Source organism: Burkholderia aenigmatica (genome assembly GCF_902499175.1).
GTDB classification, from domain to species: Bacteria; Pseudomonadota; Gammaproteobacteria; order Burkholderiales; family Burkholderiaceae; genus Burkholderia; species Burkholderia aenigmatica.
Genome location: NZ_CABVQC010000086.1, coordinates 16,423 through 33,802 on the forward strand (window position 1 = coordinate 16,423; position 17,380 = coordinate 33,802).

Annotated in this window: 16 protein-coding genes and 1 tRNA gene; 4 read left to right on the forward strand and 13 right to left on the reverse strand. The window is 65.7% G+C overall.

The features are described from left to right. Positions 1-128: 128 nt before the first annotated feature. Both BDO18943_RS37875 and BDO18943_RS37880 read left to right on the forward strand, forming a co-directional pair. Complete coding sequence (locus BDO18943_RS37875; RefSeq protein ID WP_175026210.1) at positions 129-1,496, forward strand: MFS transporter; 1,368 nt, start codon at positions 129-131, stop codon at positions 1,494-1,496. After that, positions 1,483-2,532: a lactonase family protein gene (locus BDO18943_RS37880; RefSeq protein ID WP_175026211.1), complete on the forward strand. Its 1,050-nt coding sequence runs from the start codon at positions 1,483-1,485 to the stop codon at positions 2,530-2,532. The genes BDO18943_RS37875 and BDO18943_RS37880 overlap by 14 nt, the downstream gene beginning before the upstream one ends. A 59-nt stretch (positions 2,533-2,591) precedes the next feature. Here BDO18943_RS37880 and BDO18943_RS37885 read toward each other — a convergent pair whose 3' ends face one another. Continuing rightward, entirely contained in the window at positions 2,592-3,629 is a 1,038-nt protein-coding gene (locus tag BDO18943_RS37885) for an AraC family transcriptional regulator (RefSeq protein WP_175026212.1), read from the reverse strand. A gap of 205 nt (positions 3,630-3,834) precedes the next feature. On the opposite strand from BDO18943_RS37885, the gene BDO18943_RS37890 reads away from it, so the two are divergent. Next, on the forward strand, positions 3,835-4,944 hold the full coding sequence (locus BDO18943_RS37890; RefSeq protein ID WP_175026213.1) for a fatty acid desaturase: 1,110 nt from the start codon (positions 3,835-3,837) through the stop codon (positions 4,942-4,944). Positions 4,945-4,953: 9 nt separating this feature from the next. On the opposite strand, the gene BDO18943_RS37895 is transcribed toward BDO18943_RS37890, so the two are convergent. The 8 genes from BDO18943_RS37895 to BDO18943_RS37930 all read right to left on the reverse strand — a co-directional run bounded on the left by BDO18943_RS37895 (position 4,954) and on the right by BDO18943_RS37930 (position 11,760). After that, positions 4,954-5,574 (reverse strand): HAD family hydrolase, encoded by a 621-nt coding sequence (locus BDO18943_RS37895; protein WP_175026214.1) that lies wholly within the window; start codon positions 5,572-5,574, stop codon positions 4,954-4,956. A 135-nt stretch (positions 5,575-5,709) separates the two neighbouring features. Next, positions 5,710-6,585 (reverse strand): hypothetical protein, encoded by an 876-nt coding sequence (locus tag BDO18943_RS37900; RefSeq protein WP_175026215.1) that lies wholly within the window; start codon positions 6,583-6,585, stop codon positions 5,710-5,712. Between the two features lie 51 nt (positions 6,586-6,636). Beyond that, positions 6,637-7,293 carry a TerD family protein gene (locus tag BDO18943_RS37905; RefSeq protein WP_089450923.1) on the reverse strand — a complete coding sequence of 219 codons (657 nt, stop codon included), beginning with the start codon at positions 7,291-7,293 and terminating at the stop codon, positions 6,637-6,639. A gap of 100 nt (positions 7,294-7,393) precedes the next feature. Next, positions 7,394-8,410, reverse strand: coding sequence for a DUF475 domain-containing protein (locus BDO18943_RS37910; RefSeq protein ID WP_175026216.1), 1,017 nt, complete (start codon positions 8,408-8,410; stop codon positions 7,394-7,396). Positions 8,411-8,453: 43 nt separating this feature from the next. Then, positions 8,454-9,200 carry a VWA domain-containing protein gene (locus BDO18943_RS37915; RefSeq protein WP_175026217.1) on the reverse strand — a complete coding sequence of 249 codons (747 nt, stop codon included), beginning with the start codon at positions 9,198-9,200 and terminating at the stop codon, positions 8,454-8,456. A gap of 20 nt (positions 9,201-9,220) precedes the next feature. Beyond that, a complete protein-coding gene (locus tag BDO18943_RS37920; RefSeq protein ID WP_043188721.1) occupies positions 9,221-10,315 on the reverse strand; it encodes a toxic anion resistance protein in 1,095 nt (364 codons plus the stop codon). A gap of 353 nt (positions 10,316-10,668) precedes the next feature. Beyond that, the gene (locus BDO18943_RS37925; protein ID WP_175026218.1) at positions 10,669-11,085 is read right to left on the reverse strand and encodes a hypothetical protein; all 417 of its coding nucleotides are present in this window, start codon (positions 11,083-11,085) and stop codon (positions 10,669-10,671) included. 45 nt (positions 11,086-11,130) lie between these two features. Further along, the gene (locus BDO18943_RS37930; protein ID WP_175026219.1) at positions 11,131-11,760 is read right to left on the reverse strand and encodes a LysE family translocator; all 630 of its coding nucleotides are present in this window, start codon (positions 11,758-11,760) and stop codon (positions 11,131-11,133) included. 186 nt (positions 11,761-11,946) lie between these two features. Here BDO18943_RS37930 and BDO18943_RS37935 point away from each other — a divergent pair. Continuing rightward, positions 11,947-12,037 (forward strand) — tRNA-Ser (locus BDO18943_RS37935). 312 nt (positions 12,038-12,349) lie between these two features. On the opposite strand, the gene BDO18943_RS37940 is transcribed toward BDO18943_RS37935, so the two are convergent. From BDO18943_RS37940 to BDO18943_RS37955, 4 genes are all read right to left on the reverse strand, one after another. Further along, on the reverse strand, positions 12,350-13,486 hold the full coding sequence (locus tag BDO18943_RS37940; protein WP_175026220.1) for a hypothetical protein: 1,137 nt from the start codon (positions 13,484-13,486) through the stop codon (positions 12,350-12,352). Positions 13,487-13,563: 77 nt separating this feature from the next. Then, positions 13,564-14,499 carry a hypothetical protein gene (locus BDO18943_RS37945; RefSeq protein WP_175026221.1) on the reverse strand — a complete coding sequence of 312 codons (936 nt, stop codon included), beginning with the start codon at positions 14,497-14,499 and terminating at the stop codon, positions 13,564-13,566. Between the two features lie 284 nt (positions 14,500-14,783). After that, complete coding sequence (locus BDO18943_RS37950) at positions 14,784-16,799, reverse strand: sodium:solute symporter family protein (RefSeq protein ID WP_175026222.1); 2,016 nt, start codon at positions 16,797-16,799, stop codon at positions 14,784-14,786. Positions 16,800-16,802: 3 nt separating this feature from the next. Further along, positions 16,803-17,147, reverse strand: a complete 345-nt coding sequence (locus BDO18943_RS37955; protein ID WP_175026223.1) for a DUF4212 domain-containing protein — start codon at positions 17,145-17,147, stop codon at positions 16,803-16,805. Positions 17,148-17,380 lie beyond the last annotated feature (233 nt).

Consider the following 17,380-nt stretch of genomic DNA (forward strand, 5'->3'; position numbering starts at 1 on the left):
GGTAAACCCGCGACGTCTTCATCGTCTCTCAGGCGTACCATGTCATACGACGACATACCATCCAGACAGCCACCCAGATGCGAACGCGGGCAACCGCCCCGTCCGCCCCCGCCCGATCGGAGACACGCTTGAACCCGCCCTCGCCCGCCCTGCCCGGACGCGACCCGCTCGCGTCCGCCGTCTCGAAAGTGAAGTGGCATGTACTGCCGCTCGTGCTGATCATGTTCATCGCGAATTACATCGACCGCGTGAACGTCGGCTTCGTCGATCGCCATCTCGAAGCGTCGATCGGCATCGGCGCGGCCGCGTACGGCCTCGGCGCCGGGCTGTTCTTCGTCGGCTACGCGCTGTTCGAAGTGCCGTCGAACCTGCTGATGCAGCGCTACGGCGCGCGCGTGTGGCTGGCCCGGATCATGGCGACGTGGGGCATCGTCGCCGCCGCGATGGCGTTCGTGTGGAACGACACGTCGTTCTACGCGCTGCGCTTCCTGCTCGGCGCCGCCGAGGCCGGCTTCTTCCCCGGCGTCGTGCTGTACCTGTCGCAATGGCTGCCGCCGCAGGAACGCGGCAAGGCGATGGCGATCTTCCTCGGCGGCTCCGCCTTCGCGTCGGTGCTGTCCGGGCCCGTCACGGGTGCGCTGCTGTCGGTGCGCGGCTTCGGCCTCGAAGGCTGGCAGTGGATGTTCCTGATCGAGGGGATGTTCTCGGTCGCACTGTGCGGCGCGAGCTGGCTGCTGCTGAAATCGCATATCCGCGACGCCACGTGGCTCACGGCCGAAGAACGCACGGCGCTCCAGAACGCGCTCGACGAAGAGCGCGCGACGCGCGACGTCCGCTCGAACGTGCCGGTGCGCGCCGGCGCGCTGCTGCGCGATCCGCAGATCATGCTGTTCTGCTTCCTGTATTTCGCGATCCAGCTGACGATCTACGCGGCCACGTTCTGGCTACCGACGATCATCCGCAAGATGGGCGGCCTCACCGATTTCCAGGTCGGCCTGTACAACACGATTCCGTGGATGATCGCGATCGGCGCGATGTACGGCTTCGCGGTGCTGTCGTCGAAGTGGAAGCATCCGCAGCGCTGGCTCGCGTGCTCGCTCGTGCTCGCCGCATGCGGGCTGTTCGCGTCGACGTCGCACAACCCGGTATGGTCGTTCGCGTCGATCTGCTTCGCCGCGCTCGGCTTCAAGGCCGCGGCATCGCTGTTCTGGCCGATCCCGCAGGGCTATCTCGACACGCGCGTGGCCGCGGCCGTGATCGCGCTGATCAACTCGGTCGGCAACCTCGGCGGTTTCGTCGCGCCGACGGCCTTCGGCTATCTGAAGCAACATACGGGTTCGATCACGGGCGGGCTGTATGCGCTCGCGATCGCTTCGCTCGTCGCCGCGGTCGCCGCGCTGTTCGCGCGCACCCACCGGCGCAGCGATCCGCCGCGCGGCCTGCCGGCCGACGACTCCTTCACGAACGCTTCGATGCTCCGCCATGCCGAACACTGACCGCCTGACCGTCGTCGTCTCGAATGCCGCCGACGGCGACCTCGCCACGTTCTCCCTCGCCGGCGACGGCACGCTCGCGCCGCTCGCCCGCTACCCTGCCGGCGACGTCGCGATGCCGATCGCCGTACAAGCCGACCGCGCACGGCTCTACGTCTCGACGCGCGGCGAACAGCCGACGATCGTCGCGTTCCGCGTCGTACCGGCCACCGGCGCGCTCGTGCGCATCGGCGCAACCGCGATCGACGCAAGCCATGCGTACCTGTCGCTCGACCGCAGCGGCCGCTGGCTGCTCGGCGCGTCGTACGGCGGGAATTCGCTGAGCCTTTACGACGCCGCGCGCGTCCGCGACGGCGACGGCGCGCCGCTGCAGGTCGTGGGCGGCATCGCGAACGCACACTCGGTGATCGTGTCGCCGGACAACCGTTTCGCGTACGTCAGCTCGCTCGGCTCGGATCGCGTGTTCAGCTTCGCGCTCGTCGAGGACGCGGGCGGCCTGCGCGCGCTCGAACACGGCGAAACGCGCGTGCCGGCCGGGTTCGGCCCGCGTCACCTGCATTTCGCGGATGACGGCCGTACGCTCGTCGTCGTCAGCGAATTCCAGGCCACGCTCGCGACGTTCGCGCGCGATCCCGACACCGGCCGGCTTGGCGATGCACACGTGAGCGCGCGCCATCCGGCCGTCGCCGAACTCGCGCAAGGCCATGCACGGCCGCCCGTGCCCGCCGAGCCGTCCGTCTGGGCCGCCGACCTGCACCTGACGCCCGACGAGCGTTTCGCCTACGTCAGCGAACGCACGTCGAGCCGCCTGCTCTGCTATCGCCGCACCGAGGATGGCAGGTTCGAACCCGCGCACGCGACCGCCACCGAGACGCAGCCGCGCGGGTTCGCGATCGACCCGTCGGGACGCTGGCTCGTCGCCTGCGGCGAACAGTCGGAATTCGTGTCGGTGTATGCGATCGCGCCAGACGACGGCGCGCTGTCGCCGCACGCGCGCGTGGCCGGCGGGCGCGGTGCGAACTGGGTCGCGACCGTCTGAAGTCGTGGCGCTCGGCATGACTCGGCAGGCCCACAACGCTGACCGGTACGTCCCCGCGTTCAGCGCCGCTCGCTCGGCGCGACGCCCGTCCAGCGCTTGAACGCACGCGTGAAATTGGCGCGATCCGTATAGCCGACGCGCGCGGCGATCTCGTCGACCGGCAGCCTCGTCCCCTCGAGCAGCCGCAGCGCGTCGCGCAACCGGATCTCGTCGAGCAGCGCCGAATAGGTCGCGCCGTACTCGGCGAGCTTGCGCTTGAGCGTACGCGCCGACACATGCAGCTCGCGCGCGACGTCGTCGACCGACGGATAACCGCCCTCGCCGCAGATCAGCAGGTTGCGCACGCGCTCGACGATGCTTTCCGCATAGCCGAGCCGCGCGAGTTCGGCCTCGCACTGCTGCACGATCATCTGCGCGGTATGCGCGTTCGCGGTGCCGATCGGTTCGCCGAGCAGCGCGGCGTCACAGCGGATGCGGTTCGCTCTCGCGTCGAAATGGCAGCGCGGCAGCCGCGCGCGATAACGCTCGAACCACGGCGGCTCGGGCCATTCGAAATGGAGTTCGGCACGCGACTGCAGCGTGCGCCCCGGCACCGGATACAGCAGCGAATTGAACAGGATCGCCGTCTCGACCAGGAAGTTCTCGACCGCGAACTGCCGCAGCCGGCCCAGCGGAAACGCTTCGAGCACATCGATGTCGACGATCCCGTCGAGCTGCGCGAGCCGCACCGAGAAGAACGGCACGCGCGTCGGCAGATAGCGGATGCCGAGCGCGATCGCCTCGCCGAGCGTCGCGCAGCTCATCAGCCCGAAACCGATCAGTCCCGCTTTCGTCAGGCTGCTGCGCAGGCCGATCTCGATCGCGATCGACGGGTCGTCGGTGGCGTCGAGCAGGTTGAACACGATCGCCGCCTGTTGCAGCGGCGTGATGCGCGCATCGGGCTGCGCGAGCCGGTCGCGCTCGACGCCCGAGCCGGCAAGAATGCGGCCGCCATCGATGCCGCGCTCCTCGGCCAGCATCAGCATGAACAGCGCATACGCGGACGACACCGTCGCCTTGTTCAGCTGGCGCGCGGCATCCGGGACGGACAGGACCATGCGGCGGACTCCGGAGCGGTTTCGGCGGATTGTAGCGTCGCTGGCCCGCAATGACACCGGGGCGAGACTCTAGCCGTGCCGGCCGGCCATCGTGGCCCGAAATGACACCGCCATTGGCACCGGCGGCCCTCGCGTGCGGTCCGGCGCGCGCCTATGCTTGTCACATCGGCATTGCGCCCCACCCTTTCCGCAGGAACCCCGGTCGATGAGCCAACCCGCACGAACCGCCTTTCGCAACGACGCGGACAAGGTCGCGTACGTCCGCCGCGAGGTCAACGCCGCGAGCGACGCGATCCGCGCGCGCGTTCCGCTGCTCGACAACCAGAACCTCGTCGGCGCGACCGTGATGACCGTCTCGGTGAGCGCGATGCTCGCGATCGCCTGGCTGTATGCGCGCGGTGCGATCGCGTGGTATGTCGCGCTGCCGCTCGCCGCGTTCGTCACGTCGCTGATCCACGAGCTCGAGCACGACCTGATCCACCTGATGTACTTCAAGAAGACGCCGTGGGCCTATCACCTGATGATGGCGCTGTGCTGGCTCACGCGGCCCGGCACGATCAACCCGTGGACGCGGCGGCGCATGCACCTGCATCACCACAAGGTGTCGGGCGGCGAATCGGATCTCGAGGAATACGGCATCACCAACGGCGAGCGCTGGGGCGTGAAACGCCTGCTGATGATCGCGGACGGCATGCTCGCCGTCGTGCTGCGGCCGGCCGCGATGCGCCGCAAGGTCAAGCAGTATGTGGCCGCGCAGCCGGTGCAGGATCCGTCCGAGCGCCTGCAGCTGCGCGTCGAACAGGTGTCGTCGTACATGCCGGTCGGTCACGTGTACTACGTGCTGTGGCACGCGTTCATCGTCTATCACGTCGGCCTGTTCGCGCTGCATGCGTTCGGCTACCCGGTGACGGTGCCGGCCCTCGTCGAACGCGTGATGAGCGTTGTCGATTTCCTGGCCGTGGTGTGGCTCGGGCCGAACTTCGTGCGCAGCTTCTGCATCAACTTCGTCAGCTCGAACATGCACTACTTCGGCGACATCGATTCGCGCAACGTGATCCAGCAGACCCAGGTCCTCAACCCGTGGTGGATGCTGCCGTTCCAGCTGTTCTGCTTCAATTTCGGCAGCACGCACGCGATCCATCACTTCGTGGTGCGCGACCCGTTCTACATCCGCCAGCTGACCGCGCGCACCGCGCATGCGGCGCTGCGTGAAGTCGGGGTGCGCTTCAACGACGTCGGCACGTTCGCGCGGGCGAATCGCTGGGGTACGTATCGTCCGGCGCGCGGCACGCGCCAGGCTCAGGCCGACGCGTAACGAACTGCGTCAGCCGCCGATCGGCGGCATCGGCCCTTGCCCGCGGATCCACGACCAGTTCGCGAGTTCGGCCATTTCCTTGTCGCCACGGCTGTCGCCATACGCGAACAGCTGCTTCGGCGGCCGGTTGCCCCACCACCCGCGCAGCCTGACGACCTTCTGCGGCCCCCAGCAGTTTTCGCCGTCGAGCCGCCCGGCGAAGGTGCCGCGCTCGAACGCGAGCCGCGTCGCGAGCACCGCATCGAAGCCGGCCGTCTTCGCCCACTTCTCCAGATACAGCGACGGCGACGCGCTCACCAGCACGAGCTCGTGCCCGCGTGCCCGATGCTCGCGAATGCGGTCGAGCATTTCCGGACGCACGAGGCTCGGCAGGTAGCTGTCGACGAACGTGCGCGCCTGCGCATCGAGCGCGTCCTCGCGCACCGGCCCGAATGCGAACGACGCGAACTTCGCTTTCGCATCGCCGCGCGACATCAGCCCGGCCTTCATCGCGACGATCCACGGCAGCGCACGCAAGCCGGCCCAAGCAAAGCGTGGCGTGCCGACCGCATAGCGGACGAAATGGCGAAAGCTGTCGGTCGTCGTGATGGTGCCGTCGAAATCGAATGCGGCAACGATGCGGTCAGTCATGGAGAATCGGCGGAAAAGCGATGAGATGCCCGGGAAGATAGCAGACTCGCGCCGGTGCACGTGAAATGGCGCGACGCGATGCGAGGCGATGCGGCGTGGCGTGGCGTGCGCATTCGTGCCCGCCGAGCCGTGCGCTCAGCGCTGCGGCCGCGCCGCCAATGCCGCCGGCAGCACGACGTTCATCAGATGATCGGCACGCGACAGCAGATCGGTCACGCGCTCGTCGAGCCCGCGCAATTGCGCGGGTTGCATGCGGATCTGCTGCACCGCCTGCCCGACGATGTTGCGGCGGTCGAACAGCGTGCGCTCGACGCCCGCGTCATCCGGTGCGCGCACGACGTCCGACACCGCGCTCAGCGCCGCAAGCACGACCACGAGATTCTCCTCCGCATGTCGGACCTTCGCGGCGAGGTCCTCGGTACGGCGCGGAAAGAAACCGAGCGACTGCTTGAGCGCCCCGATCGCCGCACGGTAGTCGACATGGCCCGACGCGGCCGCACCGAACCAGCGTTCGAACATGCCGGCCTTGCGCGTCGCCTGCGCGAGCATGCCGGCCATCATGTCGGCCGCGCCGAGTTCGTTGAACTCGCGCGTCGCCGCCGCGACGGCTTCGACGAGGTTGCCCGCCGTCTCCAGCGCGCCGTCGCCGATCGTCGCGACCGTCGCGAGCTTGAGCGGGACCAGTTGCCGGATGTGCCGCTCGATGCGCGGCGCGTAGTCGGGATACAGATTCGGAAAGCTGGCCTGCGCGGCGCGGAAGCACGCTTCGAGCTGCGGATGGTTCGATTCGCCGAACACCGCGCGGCCGACCGCCTCGGCAGGCGCCGCGCGCACGGCCTTATCGGACGCAGGTGCCGGCCCGAAGTCGAGCGCCTGCGGCGCCGGCCGCTCGGGCGCACGCGCGACCGGCATCGCGGCCGCAGGCGGCACGTCGAACGCAAGACGCCCGGGCGTGCGCTCGGGCGTCGTATCGAACTCGAGCCGCTTCGGCTCGTCAGACGGATTCGTCATCGCTGCTTCCTGCCCGGCGCGGCGGTATCCCGCCGGCCGGGCTGCCGCCAGTCAGACCGCGCCGCCGTAAGCGCGCACGAAGTCGCCCAGGCCGCGGTTGTAGCCGGCGCCGACCGCCTTGAACATGAAGTGGCCATCGCGGCGATAGAAGCTGCCGACCTGCACCGACGTCTCCATCGAGAAGTCCTCCTCGAGCGCGTACTTCGCGATCACCGCACCCGACACCTCGTCGGCGATCTGGATGTAGCTGTTGCGCACCTGGCCGAAATTCTGGCGGCGCGCTTCGGCCTGGTCGATCGTCACGACCACCGAGATTTCCTCGATGTCCGCGGCGAGCTTCGTCACGTCGATGAAGATCACCTCGTCGTCGCCGTCGCCGCTGCCCGTGCGGTTGTCGCCGCTATGCACGACGCCCAGGCACTTCGACGCGGGCATCCCGCGCTTCGGGAAATCGTCGCCCGGCTGGATGAAGGTGTCCTTGCGCTCCATCGTGCGCACTTCGCTGTTGTAGAACACGAAGTGCTGATCCGAGATCAGCTTCGGATTGCTCTGCGCGTCGTACTTGCACAGGAACACCGACACGTCGAGATCGAAATCCGTACCCGTGTCCGTCGAGTTCGCATCCCAACCGAGACCGATGCGGAACTTCTGCGTGCCGGGCGCTTCCTTCGACAGGTTGACGCGACCGCCTTTCGACAAATTGATCATCTGAACCTCTTCTGCTGGAACCGCCGTTGCGCCGGCGGCAATGCCGGGCCGCCCTGCGCGGCCCCTCGTTGATGGTTTTCGACCCGCGCGTCGCGCGTGGTCACTCGCCCGCCACGGCGGTCCGGTCTTCCTTGCGCTGCACGACGATCGACGACCACACGGCCGCGGCGATCATCGCCGCGCCGACCAGGCCGGTGATGACCTCGGGTACGTCGAACTTCACGCCGAGGAACATGATCGTGGCGAGCGCACCGATCGCCCAGAACGCACCGTGTTCGAGATAGCGGTACTGCGCGAGCGTGCCCTTCTTCAGCAGCACGAGCGTCATCTCCCGGATATAGGCCGCGCCGACGCCGAGGCCGAGCGCGATCAGGAAGATGTTGTTCGACAGCGCGAATGCGCCGATCACGCCATCGAAGCTGAACGACGAATCGAGCACTTCGAGATACATGAAACCCGCGACGCCTTCGCGCACCACGCGCGTGCCCGTCTCCTCCCCGCCGATCAGATCGCCGATGCCGTGCGCGATCACGAAGCTGATCACGCCGAACGCACCCGCGAGCAGGAAACCCACTTGCTCGGCCGCCGGCACGTAGAGCGACGCGACGATGATGATCGCGAGCGTCAGCGCCACTTCCAGCGCCGTGATGCGGCCGAGATGGCTCATCGGGCCTTCGAGGAAACCGATCCAGTGCTCGTCCTTCTCGGTATCGAGCATGAACTTGAAGAACACCATCAGCAGGAACGCGCCGCCGAATGCGGATACCTGGTGATGCGCGGACGTGAGGATCGCCGCGTACTTCTCCGGCGACTCGATCGCGAGCGTCAGCGCGTCCCACATGCCGATGTGGCCGATCACGGCGACGATCAACAGCGGGAACACGAGCCGCATGCCGAACACGGCGACCGGCAGGCCGAACACCATGAAGCGGTTGCGCCACTTCTCCGACCAGTTCTTGAGCACCGATGCATTGACGACCGCGTTGTCGAGCGACAGCGAGATTTCGAGCACCGACAGGACCGCGACGATCAGCATGTCCTTCATGCCGCCGAGGAGATAGGCCGCGATCAGCGCGAGCACCGTGAGCGACAACGGGATCTTGAAGTCTTTCAACATGATGGGGTAATCGAGTTCTGGATAAAAGACGTGCGGGCCGCGCTTACTTCGCGCGCACCCAGTCGCAGAATTCCTGCGTGATCAATTGTTCGTAGATCTGTTCGTCGCTGACGTCGAGCGATTCGAGATGCAGGAAGCCGACGTTCGGCATCTCGTCCGCGACTTCCGCGAGGAAGCCGAATTCGCTCGGCTCGCCGACGCCGACGAGCGACCAGTACAGCGGGTAGTGCTGCGACTCGGCCAGCAGCTGGCGCACGCGCTTGCGGTCGTTCTTCGGGTTCTGGCCGTCGGTGACGAACAGCACCCATGCGGGCAGATCACCGTTCACCGGTGCGGACGCGGCCGGCGCGGGCGTTTCGTCCGCACCGCCGAACAGCCGGCTCAGGAAGCCGCGCTTCTCTGCGCGCTTCGGCGACGGCTCCGGCGCGCGGAAGAAGAAATCGACGATGTCGTTCATCACCGGCGCGTACTGCGTGCCGCCCCACTTGTCGATCCGCGCTTCGAGCACGTAGTCGGAGATGTACGAACCGTAGTTGTCCGGCGTCGCGGTCGGCAGGCGATCGTAGCCTTCGGTGAAGGTCCACGTGTCGACTTCGCCGTTGTCGTCGAACTTCAGTGCGATACCGAGGATCCGGTCGTGCGTCTCCTGGATCACGCCCGACTGGTAGAGCGGCTTCGCGGAGCCGGAGATGTCGAGCGCCGCGCCGACACGCACGACTGGCGGCTTCAGGATCTGGCGTTTTTCGAGGACGATCGCGACCTTCGCCGCGCGTTTCTCAAGCGTAATCATGCGGTGTTCTCTCGGTTCTTTCAGTTGTGCTTCGGAGCGAATCGGGTGATCAGGTCCTGTTCGAGCTGGCGCAGACGCGGCGCGTCCTGCTCGCGCTGGCGCTTGCCGTCGGCGATGATCTGCGTGATGTCGTCGAATGCGCCGAACAGCTGCTGCTGCGCGTATTCGAACGTGTCGGTCGAGATCACCGGACGCTGGCCAAGCTTCGCGACTTCCTGCGCGTTCTGGCGGTTCAGGTCGGCCTGCGCGCGGATCGCCTCGTCGGCCGCGTCATACGTCGCGTTCGCGAGCGCCGCGGCGCGCTTCGTGCTGAGCTGCTCGAGGTAGAGCGCGAACGCGTTGGTCCACGCGGGGATCAGCACGGTCTTGATCGTCATGAACTTCGACGTCAGCGTGCGTTTCTGGTCCTGCTCCATCCGGATCTGCGGCGCGAGCTGCTTCGACATCAGCATCGCGCGGTCGAGGTCGTCGAGCTTGCTTTCGAGCGCGTCGACCTTGCGCTTCACGTCGAGCAGGCGTTGCGCGGCGAACGCGTCGTCCGCCGGCTGCTGGCCGGCCTCGAGATGCGCGCGCAGCGTCGCGAGCGCCGTTTCGCCGTGCGCCTTCGACTGCGCGAGCTCCTGGTGCAACGCGTAGTTGTCGTTGTACATCCGCTCGAGTTCATCGATGCCGGCCTTCTGGCGCTGCGCATGGTTCTCGAGCTCGACGACGAGCGTGTCCATCCGCTTGCTCACCGACTCGTATTGCGACAGCAGCTTCTCCTTGGTCGAGCGGAACAGCCGCGTGACCTGCGTGAGCAGCCCGCCCTTGTCGGCGCCGCGCGGGTCGAGCCCCTTCGCGGTCGCGATCAGTTCGTTGAGCTTGTCGCCGAACTGGTCGGCATCCGACGCGCGGACGCTCGCGAGAATCTGCTGGGAGAAGGCGGCGATCCGCGTGCCCTGCGTCGCGCCGAGCTGGTCGATCTCGTCGACGGTGATCAGGCGGACGTTCTCCGCCGGGCGTGCTGCGGGCACGGCAACGGCGGCGGCGACAGGCACTGCGACGGGTGACGCAGACGGGGTGGAAGGACGATCGCTGACCGCATCGGAGTTCTTGTCATCGAATAGCGGCTTCATGTGGCTACCACGTTTCCTTTTCTGCTTTCTGCTGCGTGTTGTCATGCGCGCGAGGCGCGCATCCGCGATTGCCGCCGTGCTCTCTCACGGTCGGCAGACGGACAATAAATGCCTCGAGCGCCTTGCGTCAAGGGAAGGAATTCTTTCAATAACCATTCATTTTGTAATGTGGCAGGTGGATGCGATGCCCGGCCGTCGCCGTTCTGGCCGCCATGTGCGTTGGCTGCGCAAGATTTTGAGCCCGCCAAACTTACATGTCTGATCAATGCGAAAGAGAAATGAAACCGGCTGTTCTGGCGGGTTTCGGACGGCGCGCATGCGCGGACGAGACGTCCGCGAGCGCCGATTCCGCGTTACCGTTCCTGCACGCGACTCATGCCGAGCCGTGGCACGATGAACGGCACGGATCGGTCACGAATCGTGAAATCCCAGCGTCCGTCGATCCCCACGAACGTCGCACTGAAATGCCGGCCGTCGGTCCACGTGATGTCGTCCAGATGGCACGACGCGTACATCGCGCCGACCGTGCGCTGCGCGAGCGCCTTGAATGGATCCTTCGACACGAGCGTGAACGTGACGGCCTCCTCGAACGGGCAGTCGTAGTCGGTCACGAGCAGATACGCGTCCGGCGTCTCGTACTGGCGAAGCAGCACATAGCCGGAAACAGTGAGGCCGGAACGTACGCCGTTCACGCGCACATGGGTGCGCGACGGCCACGTTTCGTACGGACCATCGTGCGTTTCGAGCGTGAAGCGCTCGATCGGCTTCATCGCCGCACCACTCGGCGGGAGGCGTGTTCCCGATGCATCGCCGCGTCAGTTCGCTGCCTTGCGATACAGCGCGACGTACCCCGCGAGCATCAGCAGCAGCGACCCGCTGACGCGGTTCAGCCACTTCTCTCCGGCCGCCTTCCAGACGCGCACCGAATGCACGCCGAGCAGTGCGTAGCCGGTCATCCCGACGACGTCGATCGCGACGATCGTCGCCGCGAGGATCGCGTACTGCGGCGCGATCGCATGCGACCGGTCGACGAACTGCGGCAGCAGCGCGGACATGAACAGGTAGTACTTCGGGTTGCTCATCGCGACGAAAAAGCTCTTCAGGAACGCGGTCCGGCGATCGGGTGTCGCGTGATCGAGCGCCTGCGCGGCGGCAGAACCGCTGGATGACAGCAGCATCCGCACGCCGACATAGGCGAGCCAAGCAGCGCCGGCCAGCTTCAGCGTGACGAATGCCGTTTCCGACGCGTCGAGCAGCACGCCGAGGCCGAACCCGACCAGCGCGATCATCACGACATCGGCCGTGACGGCGCCGAGCATGCCGACCATCGCGTGACGCAATCCGTACCGCGAGCCGTTGCTCATCGCGAGCAACACCGTCGGGCCCGGCGTCGCGACGCCGACGGACAGGATCAGGGCAAAGGCGAGCAAGGCGGACGGCGACATGGCGTGGCGTTCCCGTTGAATGAAGGGCTGGAAAATGCAAGCGGACGGGGCATGATCGCACGATGGCGCGACTGCCCGCTCGACGGTCGTCTGGCGGGCCGCCGACCTCGCGACCCGACCGATTTGCATGGATCGTCGGACGGAGTGGCGGACTGCCGCCAGAGTTTGCTATACTCTCGGTCTTCCGGAGAGATGGATGAGTGGTTTAAGTCGCACGCCTGGAAAGCGTGTATAGGTTAATCGCCTATCGGGGGTTCGAATCCCCCTCTCTCCGCCAGGACACAAGCCCTGAAACCCGAGCCAGCCGAAGCCAGCGCTGCCAAGGATTTCAGGGCTTTCTCGTTTTACGGGCGTCTCGCATCAGCGCGCCAGCGCATGACATTCCGGGCGGACGACCGACGCACTACGTACAACCGTGCGCCCTCCTCCCCTGAGACTCCGCATCCGCCAATTCCGCAACCTGATTCCAGTGGATGCACCGTCGGTCAGCAGAAATGTTTCGTCCAGCCCGCCATGTGCGACGGGCCGGTGTGCTGCAAGAAGCGGGGGCACTGTCCCGTGCGCCTGGGCGCCGCCCGACCGGACGAACTCAACGACGCACGGCGCTTTTGACCGACTCCGCCTTTTCGATCGCGCTTCGCGCTGAGTCGAGTTGCTCCAGTTCGGGCAGCTTGGCCGGCATCGCGCTCAGTTCGCTCCATTTGCTGGAGGGATCCGGCATGGTTGCCTGTTCGTAATTGAAAGCGATCGTCGCCCCCCCTTCCGAAAAATTGTCATTTCCGCCAGGATTGAGCGTCACACCATACTCGCCATTCGTCGGCTCGAGGTTTTTCAGACACTCCTTCTTTTCCGTATACGTCGTTTGCTTCCCCTTCGCGTGATATTCAATCGTGCAAGGCAAGCTGACCAGTTTCAGATCGCTCTGGTTATCGATGGTGTACCAGATGGCCGGGGGATACACGTCATTACCCTGATTCGAACACACGATATCCGTGCACGAGTCCCGGTTTTTCCTTCTCTCTTCGGTCTTGATCGAATATCCGACGTACGTGATCCGCGGGACAACCGTCTTCAACAATCGCAGCGCCTCTGCCCGCCTCTCCTTGTTGTCCTTGATCTCGGGCTCCATCGTGGCAAGCTTCTCCTTCAGCCGATCGATCTTGTCCTCGTTCAATCGAATGTAACGATTGGCTTCGCCCAGTACCACGTCCCGTGCCGTCGGTGATTTTCCGTAGCGACCGACAAAGGTCCGGACATCGAGATCGCTGACAGCCCAGTTGTAGGCCTCGACCTGCTCGGCAGTCATTTCCGACATCGCCTTGGTCAGCGACGCGTGATAGTTGACCTCGTCGAAGCCGTTACTGGCGTCCAGCTTGCGGTCGACGCCTTCGCCGCCCAGCGTCTTGAACAGCACGAAATGAACGACGACGAGGCCGCCCACGGCAATCCAGAGATACCGAATCCGCTTCACTCGGCTAAGGTCGACACACTCCGGTGCGGCGGCCTGATACTCCTTCTTTGCAATCCTCATTGTCCGAAGCAGCAGGTAGAAAGCAAAGAGCGTGAGCAAAATGAACGCATATCCGCAGGCCTCACCCAGCCCTGGGTAATTCAACGACTTCAGAACGCGTTCCGCGATCAGTGCGCCAACGCCGGCGCACAGAAACATGACGCCGCGCTCGGCGTCACGATGACTTCCTACATATTCCTTCAGGGTTATGCTCATGCTGATTGTGGTCCGAAATATCAGATTGGCATGCCGGATCGGGGTGAGGATCCGGCGAAAAGTGGGTCAATCGCCCGTCAGAACGTGAGCGAGTTGATGTAGTGCATCTCGGTGATGGGCTCGACCTCGTTCGGCCCGATGCCATCGATGGCGGGCAGCAGATTGTCATTGGCCGCGGTAGCCGGCTCGATGCGTGGACGAACGTCCTCGACGCCGAACAATCCATCGACCACGGCTACCGTGGACGTGATCGCGCCGGCAATACCCTTCGAAATGTTGTTCGTCGTCGAGAGCCAGGTCGGCTTGACACCGACACCGAGCGTGTAAGCCATCTCCGCAGCCATGCGTGCGCCGACGTCGCGGGCAAGGTCGTCCGCGGTTTCTTTGCCGCCGACGATGCTCTTCTTGCCGAGCGAAACCACTTTGCCCTCCAGCATGAACGACACGCCGAACGTATCCGCGCCGTACGGCAGCGAACGCGTGTACCACGAACGCACGTGGAACCAACGTACCTGGACGATCATCTCGCCGCGCGACTGGAAGTACTTGCCGTTACCTTCGTAGCCCTTGATCAAGGCGGCCACGGCTTTCTCGTAGTCGTCGCCCTGACAGTCGGCCTGGCACGGCAGCACCTTGAGCTTCGGCATGTAGCCGATGAACTCGCCTGCCTGACCCTTGACGCGACCGCTTTCGGACATCCCGCGCAGCAGGTCCTCGTTCACGATATCGGGCATGCTCGCGTTCGGCCTGAACAACGCCGGCTTCAGCGATGCCTTGGACAGATAAGCCTGCTTGAGGGGATTCCTCTCCGTCGTCACGCCGTCGGGCAAACCAACCGCCTCCGTCTCCGTGCCCGCCTCTTCCGGTATTTGCTGTGCGACCGTACCCAGGCTGATCAAGCCCAGAACCAGGCCGCTTATATGGCGTTTCATTACTGCGGCTTCCCCGTTTTTATTTATGTAGATCTTGTCGAATCCGGACCGTTGCCCGCCCCGTGTCGCCCTGGTCGACATCGACGCGGCGCACGAGAAATGCAAGCTCCTCGATTGTTATCGGCAGGAATATCGAAAGTCTTTAGAAAGTCGCTTGTCGGCGAAGGCAAGCCGGGCGGCGATCGCCGTGGCAGCGGGCGCCACCTTCGCGTGGCAGTTCTCGCGTGTAGCCTCGCTCTGCCAGAAACATCCGACCCGCTGATTTCTCCGTGAAATCAGCGGGTCTTCACATGATCTGCACGGGTCGGCCGCAATCGGCCGCAGCGTGAGGCGGGCCGTGCATCGGCTCCTCACGCCTCCCCGCGTCACGGATGCCGGATGTAATCCACCAGCGCCAGCGTATATTCATCCGGCTTTCGATCAAACAGACTCACCACGATCGCCACCGCAAACCCCGCCGGCACCCCGAACACCCCCGAACTGATCGGCTCGATCCCGAACCACGTGTGCCCTGCGAACCCCGTCAGCTGCGTGAAGTACGGATAGGTCGACACGATGTAGTACACGCACACCGCGAGCCCCGTCACCATCCCCGCGATCGCACCGCGCGTCGTCGTGCGCTTCCAGAACACGCCGAGCACGAGCACCGGAAAGAAGCTCGAGGCCGCCAGCGAGAACGCGGCGCCGACCAGAAACAGGATCTTCCCGGTATTGAGCGACGCGACATACGACGCGAACAGCGCGACGCCGAGCAGCAGCACCTTCGAGATCGTCACGCGCCGCTGGCTCGATGCGTCGGGCGCGACCATGCAGTAGTAGACGTCGTGCGACAGCGCGTTCGCGATCGTCAGCAGCAGCCCGTCCGCGGTCGACAGCGCCGCGGCAAGCGCACCGGCCGCGATCAGCCCCGACACGACATACGGCAGCCCGGCGATCTCCGGCGCGGCCAGCACGACCATGTCCGGCTGCATCTGGATTTCCGACCAGTGCACGATGCCGTCGCGAATCACTTCGACGACGCTGATCAGGTCGGGTTCGAAGTGATGCCATTGCGTGACCCACGCCGGCAATTCGGCGAACGGCCGCCCGACGAGGTTCGCGAGGATCTCGTACTTGATCAGCACCGCGAGCACCGGCACGCTCAGGTAGAACAGCGCGATGAAGAACAGGGTCCACCCGACCGAGCGCCGTGCCGACGCCACCGACGTGGTCGTGTTGTAGCGCGTCAGGATGTGCGGCAGGCTCGCGGTGCCGAGCGACAGGCACAGCAGCAGCGCGAGGAAATTCCGCTCGCGCGGCTTGCGTTCGTCTTCGCTCGCGGCGGGAAATGGCTCGTGCATCGGCACGGGCGGCTCGGCCCGGGCCAGCAGGTCGTCGCGCGCCTGCGTCCACGCAACACGCGCCGCCGCCGGATCGCGCGGGAAGTCGGCCAGCTCGCGCTCGCGCTGGCTGATCTCGCGCAGCGGTCCGTTGTGGCGCCGCAAGTCGGCAAGCTGGTCGGCGAGGTGCTGGCGTGCGTCCGCATAGGATGCCGGCAGCCGGTCCAGCCGCGTCTGGATATCCGCGGCTTGCCGGCGGTACGCGTCGCGCACCTGCTGCTCGTCGAACGCATCGCGCACCTGCGCCTCGCGCGCCGCGACGCGCTCCATCAGCTTGCCGTAATTGAACTGCGGCACGGGGCCGAGCCCGTTCTTCATCGCGATCAGCGACACCGGAATCAGGATCGCGCTGATCAGGATGATGTACTGCGCGACCTGCGTCCACGTGACCGCGCGCATCCCGCCGAGAAACGAGCACACGAGAATGCCCGCGAGCCCGCAGAAAATCCCGATCGCGAAATCGACGCCGATGAAGCGTGTCGCGATCAGGCCGATCCCCTGGATCTGCGCGACCAGATACACGAACGAACACAGGATCGCCGCGCCGGCCGCCAGCGCGCGCACGGCCGTACTCGAAAAGCGCGTCCCGAGAAAATCGGGAATCGTGTAGCGCGCGAGCTTGCGCACATACGGCGCGAGCAGGAACGCGACGAGGCAGAACCCGCCCGTCCAGCCCATCACGTACGCGAGCGCGTCGTAGCCGGTGGCGTAGAGCGATCCGGCCAGGCCGATGAACGACGCGGCCGACAGCCAGTCGGCCGCCGTCGCCATCCCGTTGAACGCGGACGGCACGCGCCGCCCGGCCACGTAGTACTCGACGAGATCGGACGTGCGCGACAGCAACCCGATCACCGCATACACGGCGATCGGCACGAACAGGAACACGTAGCCGATCCAGATGCCGGAGCCGGTGGCGCGCTCGATCCGCCACATCAGCAGCACGAACCCGAGAAACCCCAGCGTGTAGAGCGCATACGCGCGAATCAGTCGACGCGTCAGCATGGATCAGCGCCCGCCGCGTGCGTTGACGGCAAGCGCCGCAAGGTCGTCGTACGCGCGACGCAGCGTCCGGTCGGCACGTTGCATCAGCCCGATGTAGACGACGATCAGCACGAGATACACGAGAATCGCGCCCTGCGCGCCGACATAGAACGGCAGGCTGAACCCGGCGAAGCGGATACCCGCGAGCGCCGGTGCGAAGAACGGCACGATGAACGACACCGAAAAGCCGATCACCATCAGCACCGCGATCAACGCGACGTTGAAGCGCCAGTAGCGCGCATGGGCACGCGCGAGCGGCTCGGGAACGGGCGGTGGCGCGGCAGGCGCGGAACGGGTCGGAGCGGTCATGCCGTTATGTAACAAAAAGCCCCTGCGCGGGCAATCGGGATTGCCGCGCAGGGGCTCGTGCGCGTGATGCGCAACCGGTACGATCAGCGTACTTCGGCGAGCTGCTCGAGGATGGCCGGATTCTCGAGCGTGGACGTATCCTGCGTGATCGCCTCGCCCTTCGCGAGCGAGCGCAGCAGGCGACGCATGATCTTGCCCGAGCGCGTCTTCGGCAGGTTGTCGCCGAAGCGGAT